Here is a 17,900-nt window from a genome sequence, read left to right on the forward strand (position 1 = left end):
TTGCTTCAAGACCATCAGGCAGTCTATGCTGTCTTTCGTTCAATCAGTTCATTAATCTTGTTCAACGTACGGAAGTTGCTCAGATCCATATCCTGGGTCTCAATCCGAATGTTGAATTCTTTCTCCAGAAACATCACCATCTGCATCGCAAACAGGGAATTGGCAAAACCCAATTCAAAAATATCCTCATCATCCTGAATTTCACGTTTGCGATAGAAACGACTCAGAAATGTTTTCACTTTGACTTTGGACTCCATGCACAGTCACCTCGTATAATTTATAGTCGATACACTTACAGAATCACGTGCTCAAAGAAGCCTTGACCGCTTTTTGCTCCTAACAATCCGGCATCCACCATCTTGCGAAGCAAGGGACATACTCTGTATTTCGGGTCCTGATAACTCTCATAGAGTACATCCAATGAATGAACTACAGTATCCAAACCAATCAAATCCGCTGTGTGAAGTGGACCCATCTTATGTCCGAAACATTTGACGAATATGTCATCAACCTCTTCCGGTGAAGCTACCTGATCCTGAACGACAAAGGCAGCTTCATTCATGAGCAGATGGGATATTCGGTTAGATACAAAACCGGGAAGATCTTGTACCAGTATGGCTTCTTTGCCCATGGAATGGAGCAGGGATCTGGTCGCTTCAATCGTTGTATCCGAAGTGTGATAACCCTGAATAGCTTCGACTACGGGCTTTAACGGGACCGGATTCATAAAATGTACACCGATGACCTTGTCAGGCCGTTTGGTGATGGAACCAACTTTTGTAATCGAAATGCATGATGTATTGACCAAATAAATGCAAGAATCGGGGCAATAGTTTTCAAGCTGTTGATAGACCTCTTTTTTCACATCCCATTGCTCAGGCACGTTCTCAATAATAAAATCAGCATCGCTGAGCGAGTCATAATGTGTCGTAAACTCCACACGCGAGAGCACCGTTTCCGGGTCTTCGGTCTCGGTATCCTTGTTGTAGAATCCTGAAAATCGGATATTGGTAAACAAGGCTGTTCTCGCCTGATCCAAAACTTCATCACTCACATCGATCAAAACCACATTGTGCCAGGACTGGGCAAGGCTCTGTGCAACCCCTTTTCCCATGACGCCTGCTCCGATTACACCAACCTTCATTCCTATCAACGCCCCTCTGTGATCTGGCTAGAAATTGAAATTCACTTCTTCATCTACAGCTTCATCCGTGATATCCGTGACACGATCAACTTCAATATCATAGATCAATGTATCCGGCTGCTCTGAAACTATCTCAAGAATTTTCACAAAATCTTTGGCGATATATTCAGCTGTGCCAGGCAAGAACAAGCTTGTATTATATTCCAGAATAAACTCGATCGTACCATCCCGCTCAATCGCATCCAGTGCCAGATCAAACCTTGAAACTCCACTGTCATAATCGATTAATGTGCCTTTGAAAGCCTCAATCTCTCCGGTGTACATCCCTACATTTTGCAGTGCAAAATACACATCAAACAGCGGATTTCTGCTCGGATCACGTGTACTATTCACAAGCTGTACAATTCGGTCGAATTGACAGTCCTGATGTGCAAAAGCCGATAACGTATGCTGCTTCACGTCCAGAAGTAACTCCCTGAATGAGTCATCAGGCACAGGGTGATTTCTCAGGACGATTGTATTTACAAACATGCCAATGGTGGCATCAAAGTTACCCTGTTGGCGACCCGTTACAGGCGAACCGATGAGTATATCACTCTGGTTCGTATATTTATGCAACAGGACATTTAAGGCGGATAAGAGCAACATGTATAGCGTGGTACCTGTACGTGCTCCGAGCTTGCCTATACGAGCAGTAAGTACTCCGTCGGCATAAAAAGTCATTTTGGCTCCATCATAGGTTTTTCGATCAGGCCGTGAAAAGTCTGTTGGAAGTTGCAGTGTGGGCAATGGCCCTTTCAGCGTTTCCAGCCAGAAGGCTTCCTGTGATTTAATCGAATCCGATTGCTGATACTGGTTGCTCCACTCCGAGTAATCCCTATACTGATAAGGAATATTCGGTAGAGGTGAACCACTGTACATTGACGTGATTTCGTGCATCATATTGTCCATCGACATTCCATCTGTAACCAAGTGATGCACATCGAACATCAACAGATGGCGACCGTCATCCAACGAACCAACAATCATGCGGATCAACGGTGCTGCTTCCAGATCAAACGGTCGGACAAACCGCTTCACTACATCTTCCACTGCTTCCGTTCCACGAATAACATCTGGCAACGTTTCGATCGAAAAATCCACGTTCTCGTGAATTCTCTGAATCGGCTCTCCTTGTTCCCAGTGAAATGATGTACGGAACGATTCATGGCGCTGAATCAGAGTGTTCATATAACCGTTCAACGTGAATGGGTCAAAATTCCCCTCCATAATCAACGCTTTGTTCAGGTTATAGCTGATGTTGTCCGGGTCCTGAGTGCAAAGGTAGAATATCCTTTTTTGAGCTGATGAAAGTGGATATTTTTCTTTGACTTCTGCATGAGGGATAGACTGTTGTCCGACTGTTGCATTCTCCACATCGACCAGAGATTGCAGGTGAACTCCCAGTCCCCAGATCGTCGGATATTGCAGCACATCTGAAGGATTAACCTGTATCCCCGTTTCCCTGTATATATCCGATGCCATCTTGAGCCCAATAATGGAATCTCCACCATATTCGTAAAAATCATCATACAGATCCATTTCTATCAGTCCCAAATGAAGTGACCAAATCCGGGATAACATCTGTTCCATGGCTGTATATTGACCATCATTGCGGCCGTGTAACGAGACTTCTTTGTTCAGCATTGCCTTTCTCATCTCCACTTCAGCAATCACGCTGGCACTTTGATCTTGAATCGTGTTGTATACGTCCTCCGACATCATCATTGGCATATCACCTACGTAGGCCATATATTCCGAGTCATAATTCAGTTCGCCGATGATAGATCGATGCACTTTACGCTGAAAAGCCTGGTCAAAGGCCTTTAATGCAGATTTTGTTAAGACAGACTTGAACACCATGTCATCATTTACACCAAAATCTTTGGCCATTCCGGTCTCTTTCCAGGCCACCCAATTGATCGTTAACGTCCGTCCACCCCTGCGATTGCGATACGCTGCATAAGCATCCAGATAACTATTCGCTGCTGAATAATCTCCTTGACCCGGAGAGCTGAATAATGTCGAAGTGGTTGAGAACAGAACAAGAAAATCCAGAGAGTCGTGGGCTGTTGCCTGATCCATGTTCCAGGTTCCCTGGACTTTCGGAAGCAACACACGGTTAAAGGTCTCCGCATCCTTGGACGCAAGGAATCCTTCACCGGCTACCCCTGCTCCATGAACAATGCCATCCACTTTGCCGTACTGCTCTCTGATGTTCTCCATGAGTCTTGATACTTGTTGAAGATCACCTGTATCCACGCTGTAGAGACCTACTGTGGAACCTTTGGTCTCAATCGAATGTATCCATTTAATTTTGTTGCATTGCTCCAGATCCTTGTTATCCTCCAAAATGGCTGGCCATGTTTCCCGATCAGGGAAATCCGATCTGCCTGCAAGAATCAAGGTAACGTTGTGTCTGTTGGCAAAATGTTCTGCGAATGCTCGGCCAATGCCGCCCATTCCACCAGTGATGAGATAGACCCCTTGCTCCTTAATGGTTACATCAGAGAGCTCAGCTCCCAACAGATCTGTCTTCCTAAACTCTTCCACATATCGTTGACCCTTCCGATAAGCAGTGGAGTAGAAAACATCATCTGCATTCATTGCATTGAGCAAAATAGGAATAGCGGTGTCATCATCTATATCCATGACCTTGCATTCCAGCTGAGGATGCTCTTGTCCAATGGCTTTGCCCAAGCCAAACATCGTTGCATATTCAGGAGCAAGATGTAATTCGTGGCCGCTAACTTCGTGAACGTACTGGGATAACAGCACAATGCGCATTCGATTTCGCAATCCTGCACCTGCAATGGCTTTTGTGAGGTAAAACAAGCTATGCACCCCTCGGCATAAGGCATCCTCCAGTTCCTTCGGACTCTCGGGTGCTGTATGACCGTTTATGGTAAAGGTGTGAATAATCTGATCTATTCTGTGGTTCTTCGTAGCCTTCAATAATTGCAGATACTGCTCCTCCGAACCATCGATCTGATAATGAACCGGAGAGATCTTCGCATATGTTGCACCAAGCGTAACTTCAATTACATGTGCTCCACGTTCAGTAAGTTCCCGGGAGAGACTGTCACATAACGGAATTGTCCCCTTCAAAAGCAAGACGGTTTGCGGATTCGGAATGAGCCGCTCAGGATTACTCGCTTCCACCCAGCCAATGGTGTAATGCATCGTTGGTTCTTCCTTCTGCACAACGGATGGTTGAACCGCAACTCGTTCGGGAATATCAATCCAGCAACGATTGCGCTCGTAAGGATACGTTGGAAGATGGAGCCGGAAGGTTTCCTCTTCTGCGTACAATCTGGACCAGTCAATATCGGCTCCCTGTGTATAAAGAATCGATATTTCCTCCAAGTGCTGATCTTCCCATCCGTGCTCGTTAATGAGCCTCAGTACCCTGTCTGACTGCTCGTTTAATTCACGAAGTTTTTGTTCCGTCAATTCACCAACACCCGGCTCCTTCGTCTCAGGAACCATTCGATGTTCAGATGCATAAGCAACAGGCGGTTTAATCTCGCTAAACGGGCACCCACGCAGCTTGCCCATTCGGGCTACCAGCTCTTCTTTGTCTTTAAAAGCAATGGCGATACGCAACTTGTAGTGTCCTCTTCCCTGAGCGGCTGTTCCACACAGGCTCAACAAATCCAGTTCATCGTAACTATCGAGATAATCATGATAAGCTGCGATCAATCTGGACAGAGAGTCCTTACTTTTGGCGGAAAGAGGCAGAATATAAGGTCTGCGTTCCTCTGCTTGGACAAATGTCTGTACTGGGGCCTCTTCCAAGATAACGTGACAATTGGTTCCACTAATCCCAAACGCGCTGATCCCACAACGTCGCGGTCCTTCCTCGGAATGCCAAGTACGAAGACGGGTATTCACAAAGACCGGTGAATTGGAAAATTCAATAATTCGATTAGGTCGATTAAAGTACAGTGTCGGAGGAAGCTTTTTCTCACGCAGCGCCATAACCGCCTTCACCAAACTAATCACTCCAGCAGCCTCCGAAGAATGCCCTAAGTTGGTCTTGATGGAACTCACCGCACAGAACTGCTTGCGATCTGTGTAGCTCGACAGTGCATCGGATATGCCCTTAATTTCAATCGGATCTCCCAATGTCGTGCCCGTGCCATGAGTTTCAATGTAGGTGATTGTCTCCGGTTCAACTCCTGCATCCTCCAAAGCAGATATAATTACCTCTGTTTGAGATGCCGGATTAGGTGCCGTGATGCCTATTGAACTGCCATCCTGATTCACAGCCCCGCCTTTAATTACAGCATGGATCGAATCATGGTCATCCAATGCCTGCTGAAGCGATTTCAGCAGTACCACTGCAACCCCTTCTCCAATACCTGCTCCATCTGCTTCATCATCAAAAGCTTTGGAGCGATGATCTGTAGACTCGATACCAAGTTTCATATTTTCATCATCCACCGGGCACAGATTAATCTTGATTCCGCCAGCCAGTGCATAATCACATTGCCCGCTACGAATAGCTTTGCAAGCCATGTCTACAGACACCAATGAAGATGAACAGGCCGTATCAATAACCATGCTTGGACCCTTTAGATCCAATAAATATGAGATCCGGGCAGACATCATTGCTGTCAGATTACCCACCATGGAGCTTGATCCGCTCCCAGGATCAACTTCATATAAGAGACGTGCATACAGATCTCGCAAGGTTGCCGCATATCCCAGATATACGCCTGTTTTACTACCGCTCAATCTGGTGCCGCCATACCCTGCATCCTCAATTGCAGTCCACGCAGCTTCAAGAAATAATCGCTGATTGGGATCCATTAGACTTGCTTCCTTAGGCGATAACCGAAAGAAACCTGCATCAAACTTGTCTATGTCTTCCAGATACGCGTTCTCGTTGTATTTCATCTGTGCCTGGTCATGACCTGTGAACGCAAAATGCTTGTCAATATCCACTTTTCTCGATTCCGGAAACGACCGAACCAGATCCGTGCCGTTGACGAGATGTTCCCATAACTCCTCAGGTGTGGAAGCAAGCGGCACATTCACAGCCATGCCGATAATCGCAATATCTCCATCTCGTTCTGCCACAGTACGCTTCTTGAGATGCATTGCAGGAGAAGGACGCTGTTCCTCCTTCTTGTTTTTTCCACTGATAAATTTTGCGAGATGATGTACATTCGAGTATTCGAACAGGTCCGTAACATTAATGGCTCCTGGAAAAATTCGCTCAATCTCACTCTGAATTTTCATTAGCAGAATAGAGTCCGCACCTAGTTCAAAGAAGTTGTCGTGAATATCAATTTGATCAAAACCTAATATTTTTCTGCAACATTCGGCCACACGTTTTTCCGTATCACTAAACTCTTCGTTGAGACTTCCTGTCAGACTTACTTCTCCTGCTGGATTTGTTGTTACACTCTTTGCTTTGTTCGCTTTTTCCTGCTTCTTTTTTTCCTTAAATAGTTCAATTTGCGCAGTCAGCACAGGAGAGAGCATCACCCCTGATTTTTCGAGCAGGAAGACTCCACCGTTCTCATAATTGAGATAACCTACAAGTGCTCTCGGTACATTATGGGATAACACCTGCTCAAACCCTTCAAGAGCCTTACCGGTTGGCAACGTCTTAAAAATGGTATCGATTGTGAAACCACCTTCAAGGGCCATACCGGTTTCTTTCCAGGTCGTCCAGTTCACCACATGTGTCCTTCTTCCGAGCTTGTTCCGATATTCCCCGTAGGCATCCAGATAAGCATTGGCTGCGGTATAATCTCCTTGAACGGCTCCGCTAAACATCGTTGCTACCGAAGAAAACAGAATAAAGAAGTCCAGATCATCCGAATGGGTAACTTCATCCAAAATACGAGTACCCATCACCTTCGGATTGAAAATGCTTTTAAACTGGTCATCCGTACGATTCATCAATAAGTCGGATCTTCCGATTCCCGCGCCATGGATAACCCCCCGGATCTTCCCATGACGTTGACGCAGCTCTTCTACAATTGGAACTACCTCTTCTTTTTTGGAAATGTCAGCGCTGTATATTTCAACGGTAGCTCCCATATTTTCAATATCAAGCACTCCCTGAATCTTTCGGCATAACGACTGATCCTGCTTTGCTTCCAAAATCGCTTCCCATGTTCTCCGGGGTGGAAAGGCAGTACGATTAATCCAGGCCAGATGTACCTTGTCCCTGCCAGCCAAATATTTGGATACTTCAATCCCGATACCTCCGGCTCCACCAGAGACAAGATATATCCCTTCTGAATGAAGAGCCGGAAATTGTCCATTGTTACTGTCCGACTCTGCAACAGGCTGGAGTGTACCGAATGACTGAATATACCGTTTGCCCTCTCGAATGGCGGTAAGGAAGTGATCTGTTTTTCTGAAAACAGACTCTGCACTCCCTTTGCTCCATAGCATATCTTCCAGGTCGATAACTCGACATTGTATGTTCAGATGCTCCTTGCGTATGACCTTGGCAAGACCTTCTAGGGGTGCGAGCTCGGGTCTAAGAACCTGTTCTTTGCCTGTGACATGATGGACACATTGGGTCAAAATCACCATATCCATATCATAATCAATACCATGTCTGGTCAAAGAACGAACCAGATACAGCAGGCTGTAAACGCCGCGTTCCTGTGATTCATTCAACTCCACCAGATTCTGAACAGAAGTGTCCGAAGCAAAGGTAGATGCATAGATGACCTGTGACCATGTTTTTGAATCCAAAGCATTGACTAAAGAATCAAAATCGACCTCACTGGAACCAATTCGAAAATCAGTATCGTTCCGCTGTTCAAAGTAATCTCCCGGGCAAACCATAATGACGTCCTTACCCGATTGTTGCAAAAGCAATGCAAGGTCAGCCCCACCTTTGTCATCGGCTGTAAAGAGTACAACTCTCTCGCTTGAATGAACTTCGTTATCCTCGTAATCTCCCTCAAGCTCATGCCACGTAAGAGAAAACAATCCGTTGTCATGGTGGACACTCTCTTCTGCTGGTCTGCTTCCCATGTCAATCCAGCACTTCTGCGAATCAAAAGGATAACCCGCCAGAGGTACGGTCTTCGTAGACTTGCCCTCATACAGACGCCACCAGTCCACGGATGCCCCTTGCACGTAAAGAGTACACAGGCGCCCCCAGTCGAATGTAGCCTCATTCATCTGGTTCAATTCTTGCCGGACCTCTTCACTTAACGCACGAACGTTTTTCTGAGTAATATCATGTACCCCTGAAACTTCCCGATTGTCGCTGATCAGTCGGTGTTCCCCATAATGAAACCAAGATGCTGTGAACGTATGAATGTCTCCAGATATAACCTTGGTCAGCTTAATGCGCAAATCCTCCAAGTGTTCAGCCAAAATGATCACTCGGTGAGCATAATGTCCGCGACATGCATTGGCTGTTCGACACACATCCAGTAATGAATACCTGTCGGGGAAGGTAGATACTCCGTCCAGATACTGTTTCATCAGAACTTGAATTCCATTATCTGATCCCGCAGACAACGTGAATGGATGAACACCCTTATGCCCATCATGCGTAACGTTCAAAGTGGCCTGTACAGGAGCTTCTTCCAGCACTATATGACAATTCGTTCCGCTCAAACCAAATGTACTTATCCCGCATCTACGCGGATCAGCACCTCGCTCCCACTCTCTTAACCTTGTATTGACATAGACGGGTGAATTCCCGAAATCAATATTCAGGTTTGGATAATTAAAATGAAGGGAAGGCGGGAGTTTCCGATGATACAACGATAAAAGTCCTTTAATCAGACTGGCCATACCTGCTGTTTCATACAGATGACCGACATTGGTTTTGACCGAACCAATTGCACAAAATTGCTTTTTATTCGTATATTTTCGGAAAGCACGCTCCAGCCCCTGAATCTCGATAGGGTCACCCAGATTGGTTCCTGTTCCATGGGTTTCAATATAGGCCAGGGATTCCGGGTGGATGCCTGCTCGCTTCCACGCCTCCTCGATCACTTCGGATTGAGCAACCGGATTGGGGGCCGTGATGCCCATGGACGTTCCATCCTGATTCAAGGCGATGCCTTTGATTACACCATAGATGTGGTCTCCATCCTTCTGAGCCTGACGAAGCGGCTTCAAAATTACTGCAGCCACACCTTCGCCCATACCGGACCCATCTGCTTCTTTATCAAAAGCTCTTGTCCGGTAGTCGGTGGATTCAATCCCTATCTTCAGAAAATCATTATCCACTGGCAAAATATCCAGCTTAACTCCTCCGGCAATCGCCATGTTGCAATCCCCGTTCATCAGCGATTTACAAGCCAGATAAACGGATACTAACGAGGACGAACAAGCAGTATCCACTACCATGGTCGGTCCTTTTAGATTAAGCAGATACGAGATGCGGGTTGGAAGCATTGACGCGATATTTCCAGTCATCGCAATAGACAACTCTTCCGGATTGGTATCCTTGATCATTTCCTTATAGTTGTTGCTATTGGCAAATCCGGTAAAGACACCGGTATTGCTTCCTGCAAGCCTTTGCCCGCCGTAACCGGCATCTTCGATGGCATGCCATGCCGTTTGCAAAAATAAACGATGACAAGGGTCCATCAGACTGGCCTCTTTTGGCGAGAGACGGAAGAACTTATAATCGAATTGATCCACTTCATCCAGAAAAGCTCCATCCAGATATTGAAGGAATTCGTCTGAATATCCGCTTAGTCTGAGGTACTCATCCGTTACAGATTTTCGATCAGATGGATAATCACCTATGCAATCAATCCCCTGCTCAACAATGTGCCAGTAATCCTCCGGGCGATTCGCATGGGGAAATTTAAGGCTCATGCCTATGACTGCTATATCCTCTTGATGATTTGCTTCTTCCTGCTTCAGCAGATTGATAACCTGAATCCCCGTCACTTTGTCAATTTTGCCGGAGGCTATGTTTTCAACAACATGTTTGTAGACTTTCTCCACAAGCTCACTCCCCTGGCCGTATTTCATCCAAACGATGAAGAATGTCTTCGACAGATACTTCCCCGTCCTGCAACTTGTCCAGCATATGGCTTAATGAGTCATTCCAATCTCCGTCCTGCTCTTCTGATGCGGATGTTATCGGTGCAGCTTGCAGGATATGTTGCTCATTGCCTGCAATGTAATTGCTGAGTTTGTCTACGGTTGTATATTCGAACAGATCTACCAGTTTGATCTTATTGGGGAAATGCCGATCCAATAACTCATGCATCTGGCCCAACATGATCGAATCTCCCCCTAATTCGAAGAAACTGTCATAAATATTGATCTCACTGAACCCTAGTACCGAACCGAAGATTTTGGCAATCAGATCCTCAGCATCGCTATATGCTCCTTCTCCTGTCCTGCCATCCAGAGTAACTTCTGCATAACCGGTCTGGTTCTGAGTTTCAGGAAACACAGTTTTCTCATCAGTAGCCAGGGATCTTAGGTCATCCGATAGTCTCACAGCAACACTTGACATCATGCCAAGCAATTTGCTTTCACGATTGATCTCGCCGACGATTACCCGATTCAAGGTCATTCCCATCGCACGATCCAGCCATGCAATGCCCTGCTCCGTAGGAATGGCAGAGAATACACCATCCACATTGATGCCGTAACGAACGCCCATCCCCGTATCTCGCCATGTGTTCCAATTCATAGTTAGTGTTCGTTTCCCGAGCTTGCTTCGATATGCAGCAAACGCATCCTGGTATGCATTGGCAGCAGCATAGTCCCCCTGGCCCGGAGCAGCAAACACCGAAGAGATCGTGGAGAAAAGCAGGAAGAAGTCAAGACTATCCTCAAGTGTGACCTGATCAAGCGCCCATGTTCCTTGGACTTTGGGACCAAACACCGCTGAGAACTGTTCCTCCGTCTTACGCATCAGCATGCCTTCACCAGGTACACCGGCACTGTGGACTACGCCACGAATGGGACCGTAGTTTTGTCGAAGTTCATCAAATACCTCACGTAGCCTATCCAGGTGCCCGATATCCACTTGATAAAATGAACATGACGTTCCCTTCTTCTCCAGATCCATCACCCGGTTTATCGTCTCGCAAACTTCCCTGTCTCTGTTCTGATCAAGCCATTCAGTCCACTGGTCACGCGGCGGAAAAGGTGAACGGGCCAGCAAAGCAACATGTCCTGCTCCCTTGTCAGCCAAGTACTGGGCAACTTCCAGTCCAATGCCTTTCGTGCCGCCAGTAATCACGTATACACCGTCATTTTGCATTGCTGGCGAATGGCCGATCACCGTCGTATCGTCCAAAGTCTCGAACTGCTCCTCATAACGGGTACCTTCCCGGTAAGCAACAAGATACAAATCAGACTTTCGGCCGATCTCTTGTAACACATCTTCAGCAGAGACAACATCATCAACGTCCAGGAACTTGCAGGATATGCCCATCAATTCCTGACCTACAACTCGTCCCATTCCCATAAAAGGAGCTTGTTGTGGCTGAAGGACACGTTCATTACCTGTCACTTCGTTCACATAATCAGATACCAGCGTAAGGCTCAGCCCGCGTTCATAACCCACATGTGCCAGCGCCTGAGTAAGATACATCAGGCTGCGAGCCCCACGTTGCTGGGTCACCTCTAATTGTTCGATACTCTCAGGAAATACTGCTTGCTCAGTCGTTGACATATGGATAATATGTGTGAATTGATACTCGGATTGAAGATCTGTTAACAAGTCCTCATACGCCTGTTTATTTGAATCAACGCCATACCATCCATCGCCTGGAGTAGAATCCTTTTGAAGTCCAATCTCTACTCTTACAACCTTCCGACCCGCAGCTAGTAATCTCTCATAGATCGATGCCGAAAGAGCGGTTTTTCCTGTGAACAATAACACATCTCCAGATTCGGAGGACATCCATGATGTCCCATCGTTGGATGGCGTGTTAACCCAACGAATAACATGAAATGGTTGTTCCATACGTTCCACTTTTACCGGGGCGACGTCGGGTATGTCCAGCCAGTGTGTCTTACGCTCGAAAGCATACACCGGGAGCCGCACTTTACGAGTTGCCTGTCCGTCATTCCATAATAATGGTGGCAAATCTGCGCCCGCCGAATACAACTCACTAATTTTGACCTGCATGGATTCGTCCCTGTACAGGCCGTCCCTCCACGCTAATGCCGCTTCTTGAATTGCGGTGTTCAAACTTTCCTTCTGAACCAGAGTTAGATCATCCGGACGTCTAATCCCATCCGTACCTGATACCAATCGGTGTTCTCCATAACGATAGAAAACCTTGCCGGTGTCGCCCATTTCAGACTCCCAAAAGTAGAGCCGGTTCAATTCATTCAACCGGGAAACAAGTTCCATTGTCGTATTCACTGCAAAAATTAATCGATGCGGATAATGACTGCGCCCAGCCTGGACCGTGTAACAAATATCCTGCAGATCCATTTGTAATAATTGCGGACCATATGCAACGTACCTCGTAACAAGTTGCTGCAAGCTCTCACGTGATTTGGCCGAAAGCATGAACAACTGTGGCCAAACGTGAGGAACATGGTCAGACAGTTCTTTATGGATATAGTCTGCCGGTGGCTCTTCCAGCACAATATGGGCATTGGTTCCGCTCATGCCAAACGCACTGACGCCAGCTCGCCGCGGATGGTCTTCAACCTCCCACTTACGAGTAACGGTATTGACGTATATGGCAGAATCGTAAAACGGGATATTTTCATTGGGTCGATTAAAGTGAATCGTTGCAGGCAATTCCTTGTTTTTAAGTGCCAACGCTGCTTTGATCAACCCGACGATTCCCGCTGCTTCAAGCAGATGCCCCATATTGGCTTTGACAGATCCAATCGCACAGAAATTTCGTTTGTCGGTGAACATACGGAATGCATTCGTCAAACTGTTTACTTCAATCGGATCCCCTAAAGGTGTACCCGTCCCGTGGGCTTCCACATAACCAATGGTCGCAGGATCAATGCCAGCATCATCCCATGCCTTGCGAATCACGTCTTCCTGAGCTGCCGGATTTGGTGCTGTCATCCCGGCAGAACTGCCATCCTGATTGGATGCTGATCCCTTAATGACCGCATAGATTTGGTCGCCATCCTGTTTAGCTTTTTCGAGTGGTTTGAGCATGATTACACCGATGCCTTCGCCAAATCCCGTTCCTTCGGATTCCTCATCAAATGCACGCGTGATTCCATCCATAGATTCCATGCCTATTCCCATGCGTGTATTCGTGTGATGAATTGGCATGGTATGGATTTTAATCCCACCAGCTATGGCCATTTCACATTTGCCGCTACGAATCGATTGACATGCTGCATCTACAGCAACGAGGGAAGATGAACAGGCTGTGTCTACGACCATCGATGGCCCCTTCAAGTCCAGCATATAAGATACTCTTCCAGAGGTAACTGCTGCTGTGTTGCCCACCATAGCGCTGGATAGCAGAGTCGGATTGGTTTCATAAATAAGACGTGAATACATATCGCGAATATTCGGCGAGTATCCAACAAACACCCCGGTATAACTTCCACTAATGTCTTCTACACAACCGGCATCTTCAACTGCTTCCCAGCATGCCTGCAGGAAGAGACGCTGATGTGGGTCCATCAGGCTTGCTTCCTTGGGAGACAAACGGAAAAAGGTACTATCGAACTTATCAATCTCATCAATATAGGACCCTTCCACAAGAGCAACGCTGCCCTCAGGAAACTGTTTATATCGAATATAGCGATCAATGGCATTCTTTCGTTCTGCAGACAATGCGGTCCTGCAATCCAACCCGTTACGAATATTTTCCCAGAATTCATCAGTGTTGTTGGCGTTAGGCAGTTTGACAGAAATGCCAATAATGGCTATGTCCTGTTCCGTTCCTTTCATCGTTGCATGATGTGTCATGTTGTTGCTTCCCTGGCGTTTATCTACCAGAAAACGGGCCAGTTTATAAACTGTTGCGTGCTCAAACAAATCCGTAATCATAAGTGAACCTGGATCAAGCAGTTCCAATCTGGCATGCATCGTTTTTAACAAGAGGGAATCGGCTCCCAGTTCAAAGAAATTTTCATGGATGTTAATTTCATCGAAACCCAATACCTGTCTGCAGACATCAGCGACACGTCGTTCTGCTTCGGTGTAATCCTCTTTTTCTTTTCCCGTGAGGATCACCTGACCCGTGCCATGTTGTGAAAGTGATCGGGTAGAAGCCATATCTGCTATAGACCTGGTCGTAGACTTCATTCTCTTCAGTCGTTCGAGCAAATGTGGAGCAACCCGAATCCCTGAACGTTCGAGTAAAGGAATGCCCCCACCATCTATGTTTAACTCCCCGATAATAACGCGGTCTACTTTTTGAGTAACAACGTCTGCAAGAGTATGGATTGCCTGTTCAGGCAAAATGGCCTTAAATATAGTATCCGCCGTAAAACCCGAACGTGCTGCCATTCCCCGGTCCCTCCAGGTCACCCAGTTAATGGCGAGTGTGTGAAGTCCCTGCTTGGTTCGTTGTGCAGCGAACGTATCCAGGTAGGCATTGGCTGCAACGTAATCTCCCATAGTTAACGTGCTGAATGTTGTAGCGACAGAAGAACATAACAGCATAAAATCAGGCTGATCTTGTCGGGTAAGTTGATCAAGCAGCCATGTCCCCCTGATCTTGGGAGCCAACGTGCGCTTGACGTCATCTTCACTCTTCTGATCGGTATACAGATCACTGCCCGTTCCTGCACAATGCACAATTCCACGTATAGAACCAAACGTTTTTCTGATAACATCCAACGTATGGGTAAGACGCATTTCATCGGATACATCTACGCTAAAATAAGTTACCATTGCTCCGAGACTTTCCATGGCATCTATTTCACGAATAATCTGCTGAACAGCCGTTTGGTCTTTCCCATTCTTACGAAGCAGCGGCCATTGCTCTCTGGTGGGTAATTCAGTCCGTCCCAGTATGACAATTCGTACCTTTGCCTGACCAGCCATCCATCTCCCAATCTCTGAACCTATCCCCCCTGCTCCACCCGTTATGATGTATACTCCATCTTCAACCAGTTGCCAGCCGCTATTTTCCTGAGTCTCTGTGTTCCATTCATCCAGCTGTTCAACATAACGAATCCCATTCCGATAGGCAAAATTTTCGTTGGAGAAGCCTGCGCCACTAACCAACTCCGGAATAGACTCAAGTGAACTATGTTCATCTCTGTCAATGCACTGACACCGGATATGCGGATATTCCTTTCCTATAACCTTAGCCCAGCCGATCAAGGCAGCGTGCTCAGGATACAGTTCCACTTCGTCCCCCGTCACTTGATAAGCAGTTGTCGTAGCAATTGATATGTCTACAGGGCCAGACACCGCTCTCTGCACAAGGGATTTGACCAATCTGAACAGACTCAGAGGACCCTCTATTTCCGCCTGAGAAAGATCTGCCAGATTATGCACCTGCATTCTGGGCGTTGAACTCAGTAGATGAATAATCCGGGTTATATCCTTGAAAGGCAGTGCACCAAGCAGGTGATCATAAACATCTTCTGAAGAAAGTTGCACTAGACCTGAGAGTCCTTCCATAACGGCAACATCTCCGTCAAATGTCACGGATACCAGCTTTCGTCCCAAATTACGCAAGGTGGTTTCAAGCCTTTCGCCTTCAAGGTCTTTATCTTTTCGCAATATCAGGGTTATCCCATCATCACTTGGCTGCTTCGCCTCATCGGGTATGGATGGTTCCAAATAATCCGCGATCCAGCGTTTTCTATACATGCTCCGATACATGTCATCTGTCTGGCGTTGATCCATGTCCGATTTCCAGTCCAGCCAGCATATGTTAGGTTCAAACCGGTATGACGGAAGTGGAATCCTACGCACAGACTTTTCTCTGTACAGATCTTCCCAACTCACATCGGCTCCCTGAACATACAAATCACAAATGGCCTCCAACAGCACTTGTCTCGGATGAACATGAGGTTCAGAAAGCCATGCTTGGGCCTTCTGTCCAAGTAGTCTGACCTCCTGCTCCGTGATTTCCCCTGTACTTCGTGTGGACTCCCCTGCACCGGCTGTTATTATCCGATGTATGCCTGTGTGTACTCCGTTTATCTCGAGATCAGGACCACAATTTGCGTCTGATACAAGCTTCAATTTTCTTTCCAAATCCTTGCGATCACTGAAAGTGATCGCAAGCCTTTGAGTGTAGTGCCCTCTTCCCGTATTAGCCGAGAATGATAGATCTGCCAGCGAAAGTTCAGGATTTGAAACGAGCAAGGCCTGATACGCTTGCACCAGCTTTGTTAAGCTGGCAGCACTTTTGGCAGAGATCGTTAAAATTTGCATATCCGGGGTCACTGCGGTATCTGCCCTGTGATAACGTGGCGGCTCTTCAACTACAATGTGACTATTGGTTCCACTTAGACCAAACGCGCTGACACCACATCTGCGTGGAGCCCCTTCGGCATGCCATATTCTAGGACGTGTGTTGAGATAGACTGGAGAATCTTCAAAGTTGATTTTTGAGTTTTGACGCTGAAAATGAAGTGTGGGTGGCATCATGCCTTCACGCATTCCCATAATGACCTTGAAAAGCGAAGCCATGCCAGCTACACAATCCAAGTGGCCCACATTTGTCTTCACTGAACCGATAGCACAGAATTGTTTCTTGTTCGTAAACTTTTGGAACGCTCTGCGAATGGCCTCAAACTCAATGGGATCTCCCATATCTGTCCCTGTACCATGTGTTTCAATATAATTTAGCGTCTCCGGGTTAATCCCCGCATTTTTCCATGCTTTCACCAGCAATTCTGTCTGTGAAGCGGTATTCGGCGCTGTGATGCCTACGGAAGTTCCATCCTGATTCACAGCACTCCCTTTAATGACTGCGTATATATGATCTCGATCCCTGAGTGCTTTGTTCAAAGGTTTGAGGATAATAGCGGCAGCGCCTTCACCCCACACCGTCCCATCCGAATCTGCATCAAACGCCTTCACTTTGCCATCTGGCGCTTCCACACCAAGCTTGTTCCCTTCATCCAGGGGAAACAAACGTATCTTTACGCCACCAGCGACAGCCAGATCACAATCCCCGTTTCGAATGGCCTGGGACGCGAGATGGATGGCTACGAGAGAAGATGAACATGCTGTATCAAGACAAAGGCTCGGCCCCTTCAGATCCAGCAAGTAAGAAATCCGGCTAGCCAGAATGGAGGCCAGATTACCTGGAACTGCACTGGGATCTGCCTGAGGTTCCAAGTCAGTGATTAATCTTTTGTAGTCATATACTTCATCGTTTCGAAACCCAACGTACACACCTGTGTTGCTTCCTTTAAGTTTCCCGCCCCCATATCCCGAATTCTCAATGGCATGCCAAGCCGTCTCAAGAAACAACCGCTGATTGGGGTCCATGAGAGAAGCTTCACGGGGAGACAGGTTGAAGAAACGATAATCGAATCGGTCAATATGATTCAAAAACCCTGCTTTGGTATACGCGACCGACTCTCCCCGTGTCTTCATATAATAATCTGTGAAAGATTGTCGTTCTGCGGGAAAATCGCTGATACTGTCCACACCGTTAACCAGATTGCTCCAATATGCCTCGAGTTCCTCTGCACCCGGGAATCTGCCGGACATTCCAATAATGGCAATGTCCTTAGTCGAAACACTTTCGATATCGACCGATTCTGCCCCGGATTCCAGGAGATCATCCAGTTTAATACTTCCCATTAATCCTTTTCTCATTTTGCTCTCCTT

Annotated in this window: 4 protein-coding genes; all 4 read right to left on the reverse strand. The window is 46.8% G+C overall.

The window, feature by feature from the left end; genetic code table 11:
• Positions 1-23: 23 nt before the first annotated feature.
• From MKY44_RS21260 to MKY44_RS21275, 4 genes are read right to left on the reverse strand one after another with little or no spacing between them, the layout of a single operon-like run.
• Positions 24-257, reverse strand: a complete 234-nt coding sequence (locus tag MKY44_RS21260; protein WP_017686948.1) for an acyl carrier protein — start codon at positions 255-257, stop codon at positions 24-26.
• Between the two features lie 35 nt (positions 258-292).
• Complete coding sequence (locus MKY44_RS21265) at positions 293-1,144, reverse strand: 3-hydroxyacyl-CoA dehydrogenase family protein (protein WP_341008485.1); 852 nt, start codon at positions 1,142-1,144, stop codon at positions 293-295.
• A gap of 27 nt (positions 1,145-1,171) precedes the next feature.
• On the reverse strand, positions 1,172-10,138 hold the full coding sequence (locus MKY44_RS21270) for an SDR family NAD(P)-dependent oxidoreductase (protein WP_341008487.1): 8,967 nt from the start codon (positions 10,136-10,138) through the stop codon (positions 1,172-1,174).
• Positions 10,139-10,142: 4 nt separating this feature from the next.
• Positions 10,143-17,888 (reverse strand): SDR family NAD(P)-dependent oxidoreductase, encoded by a 7,746-nt coding sequence (locus MKY44_RS21275; RefSeq protein ID WP_341008488.1) that lies wholly within the window; start codon positions 17,886-17,888, stop codon positions 10,143-10,145.
• Between the last annotated feature and the right edge of the window lie 12 nt (positions 17,889-17,900).

Origin of the sequence: Paenibacillus sp. FSL R7-0026 (assembly GCF_038004485.1) — a bacterium.
GTDB lineage: Bacteria > Bacillota > Bacilli > Paenibacillales > Paenibacillaceae > Paenibacillus > Paenibacillus xylanexedens_A.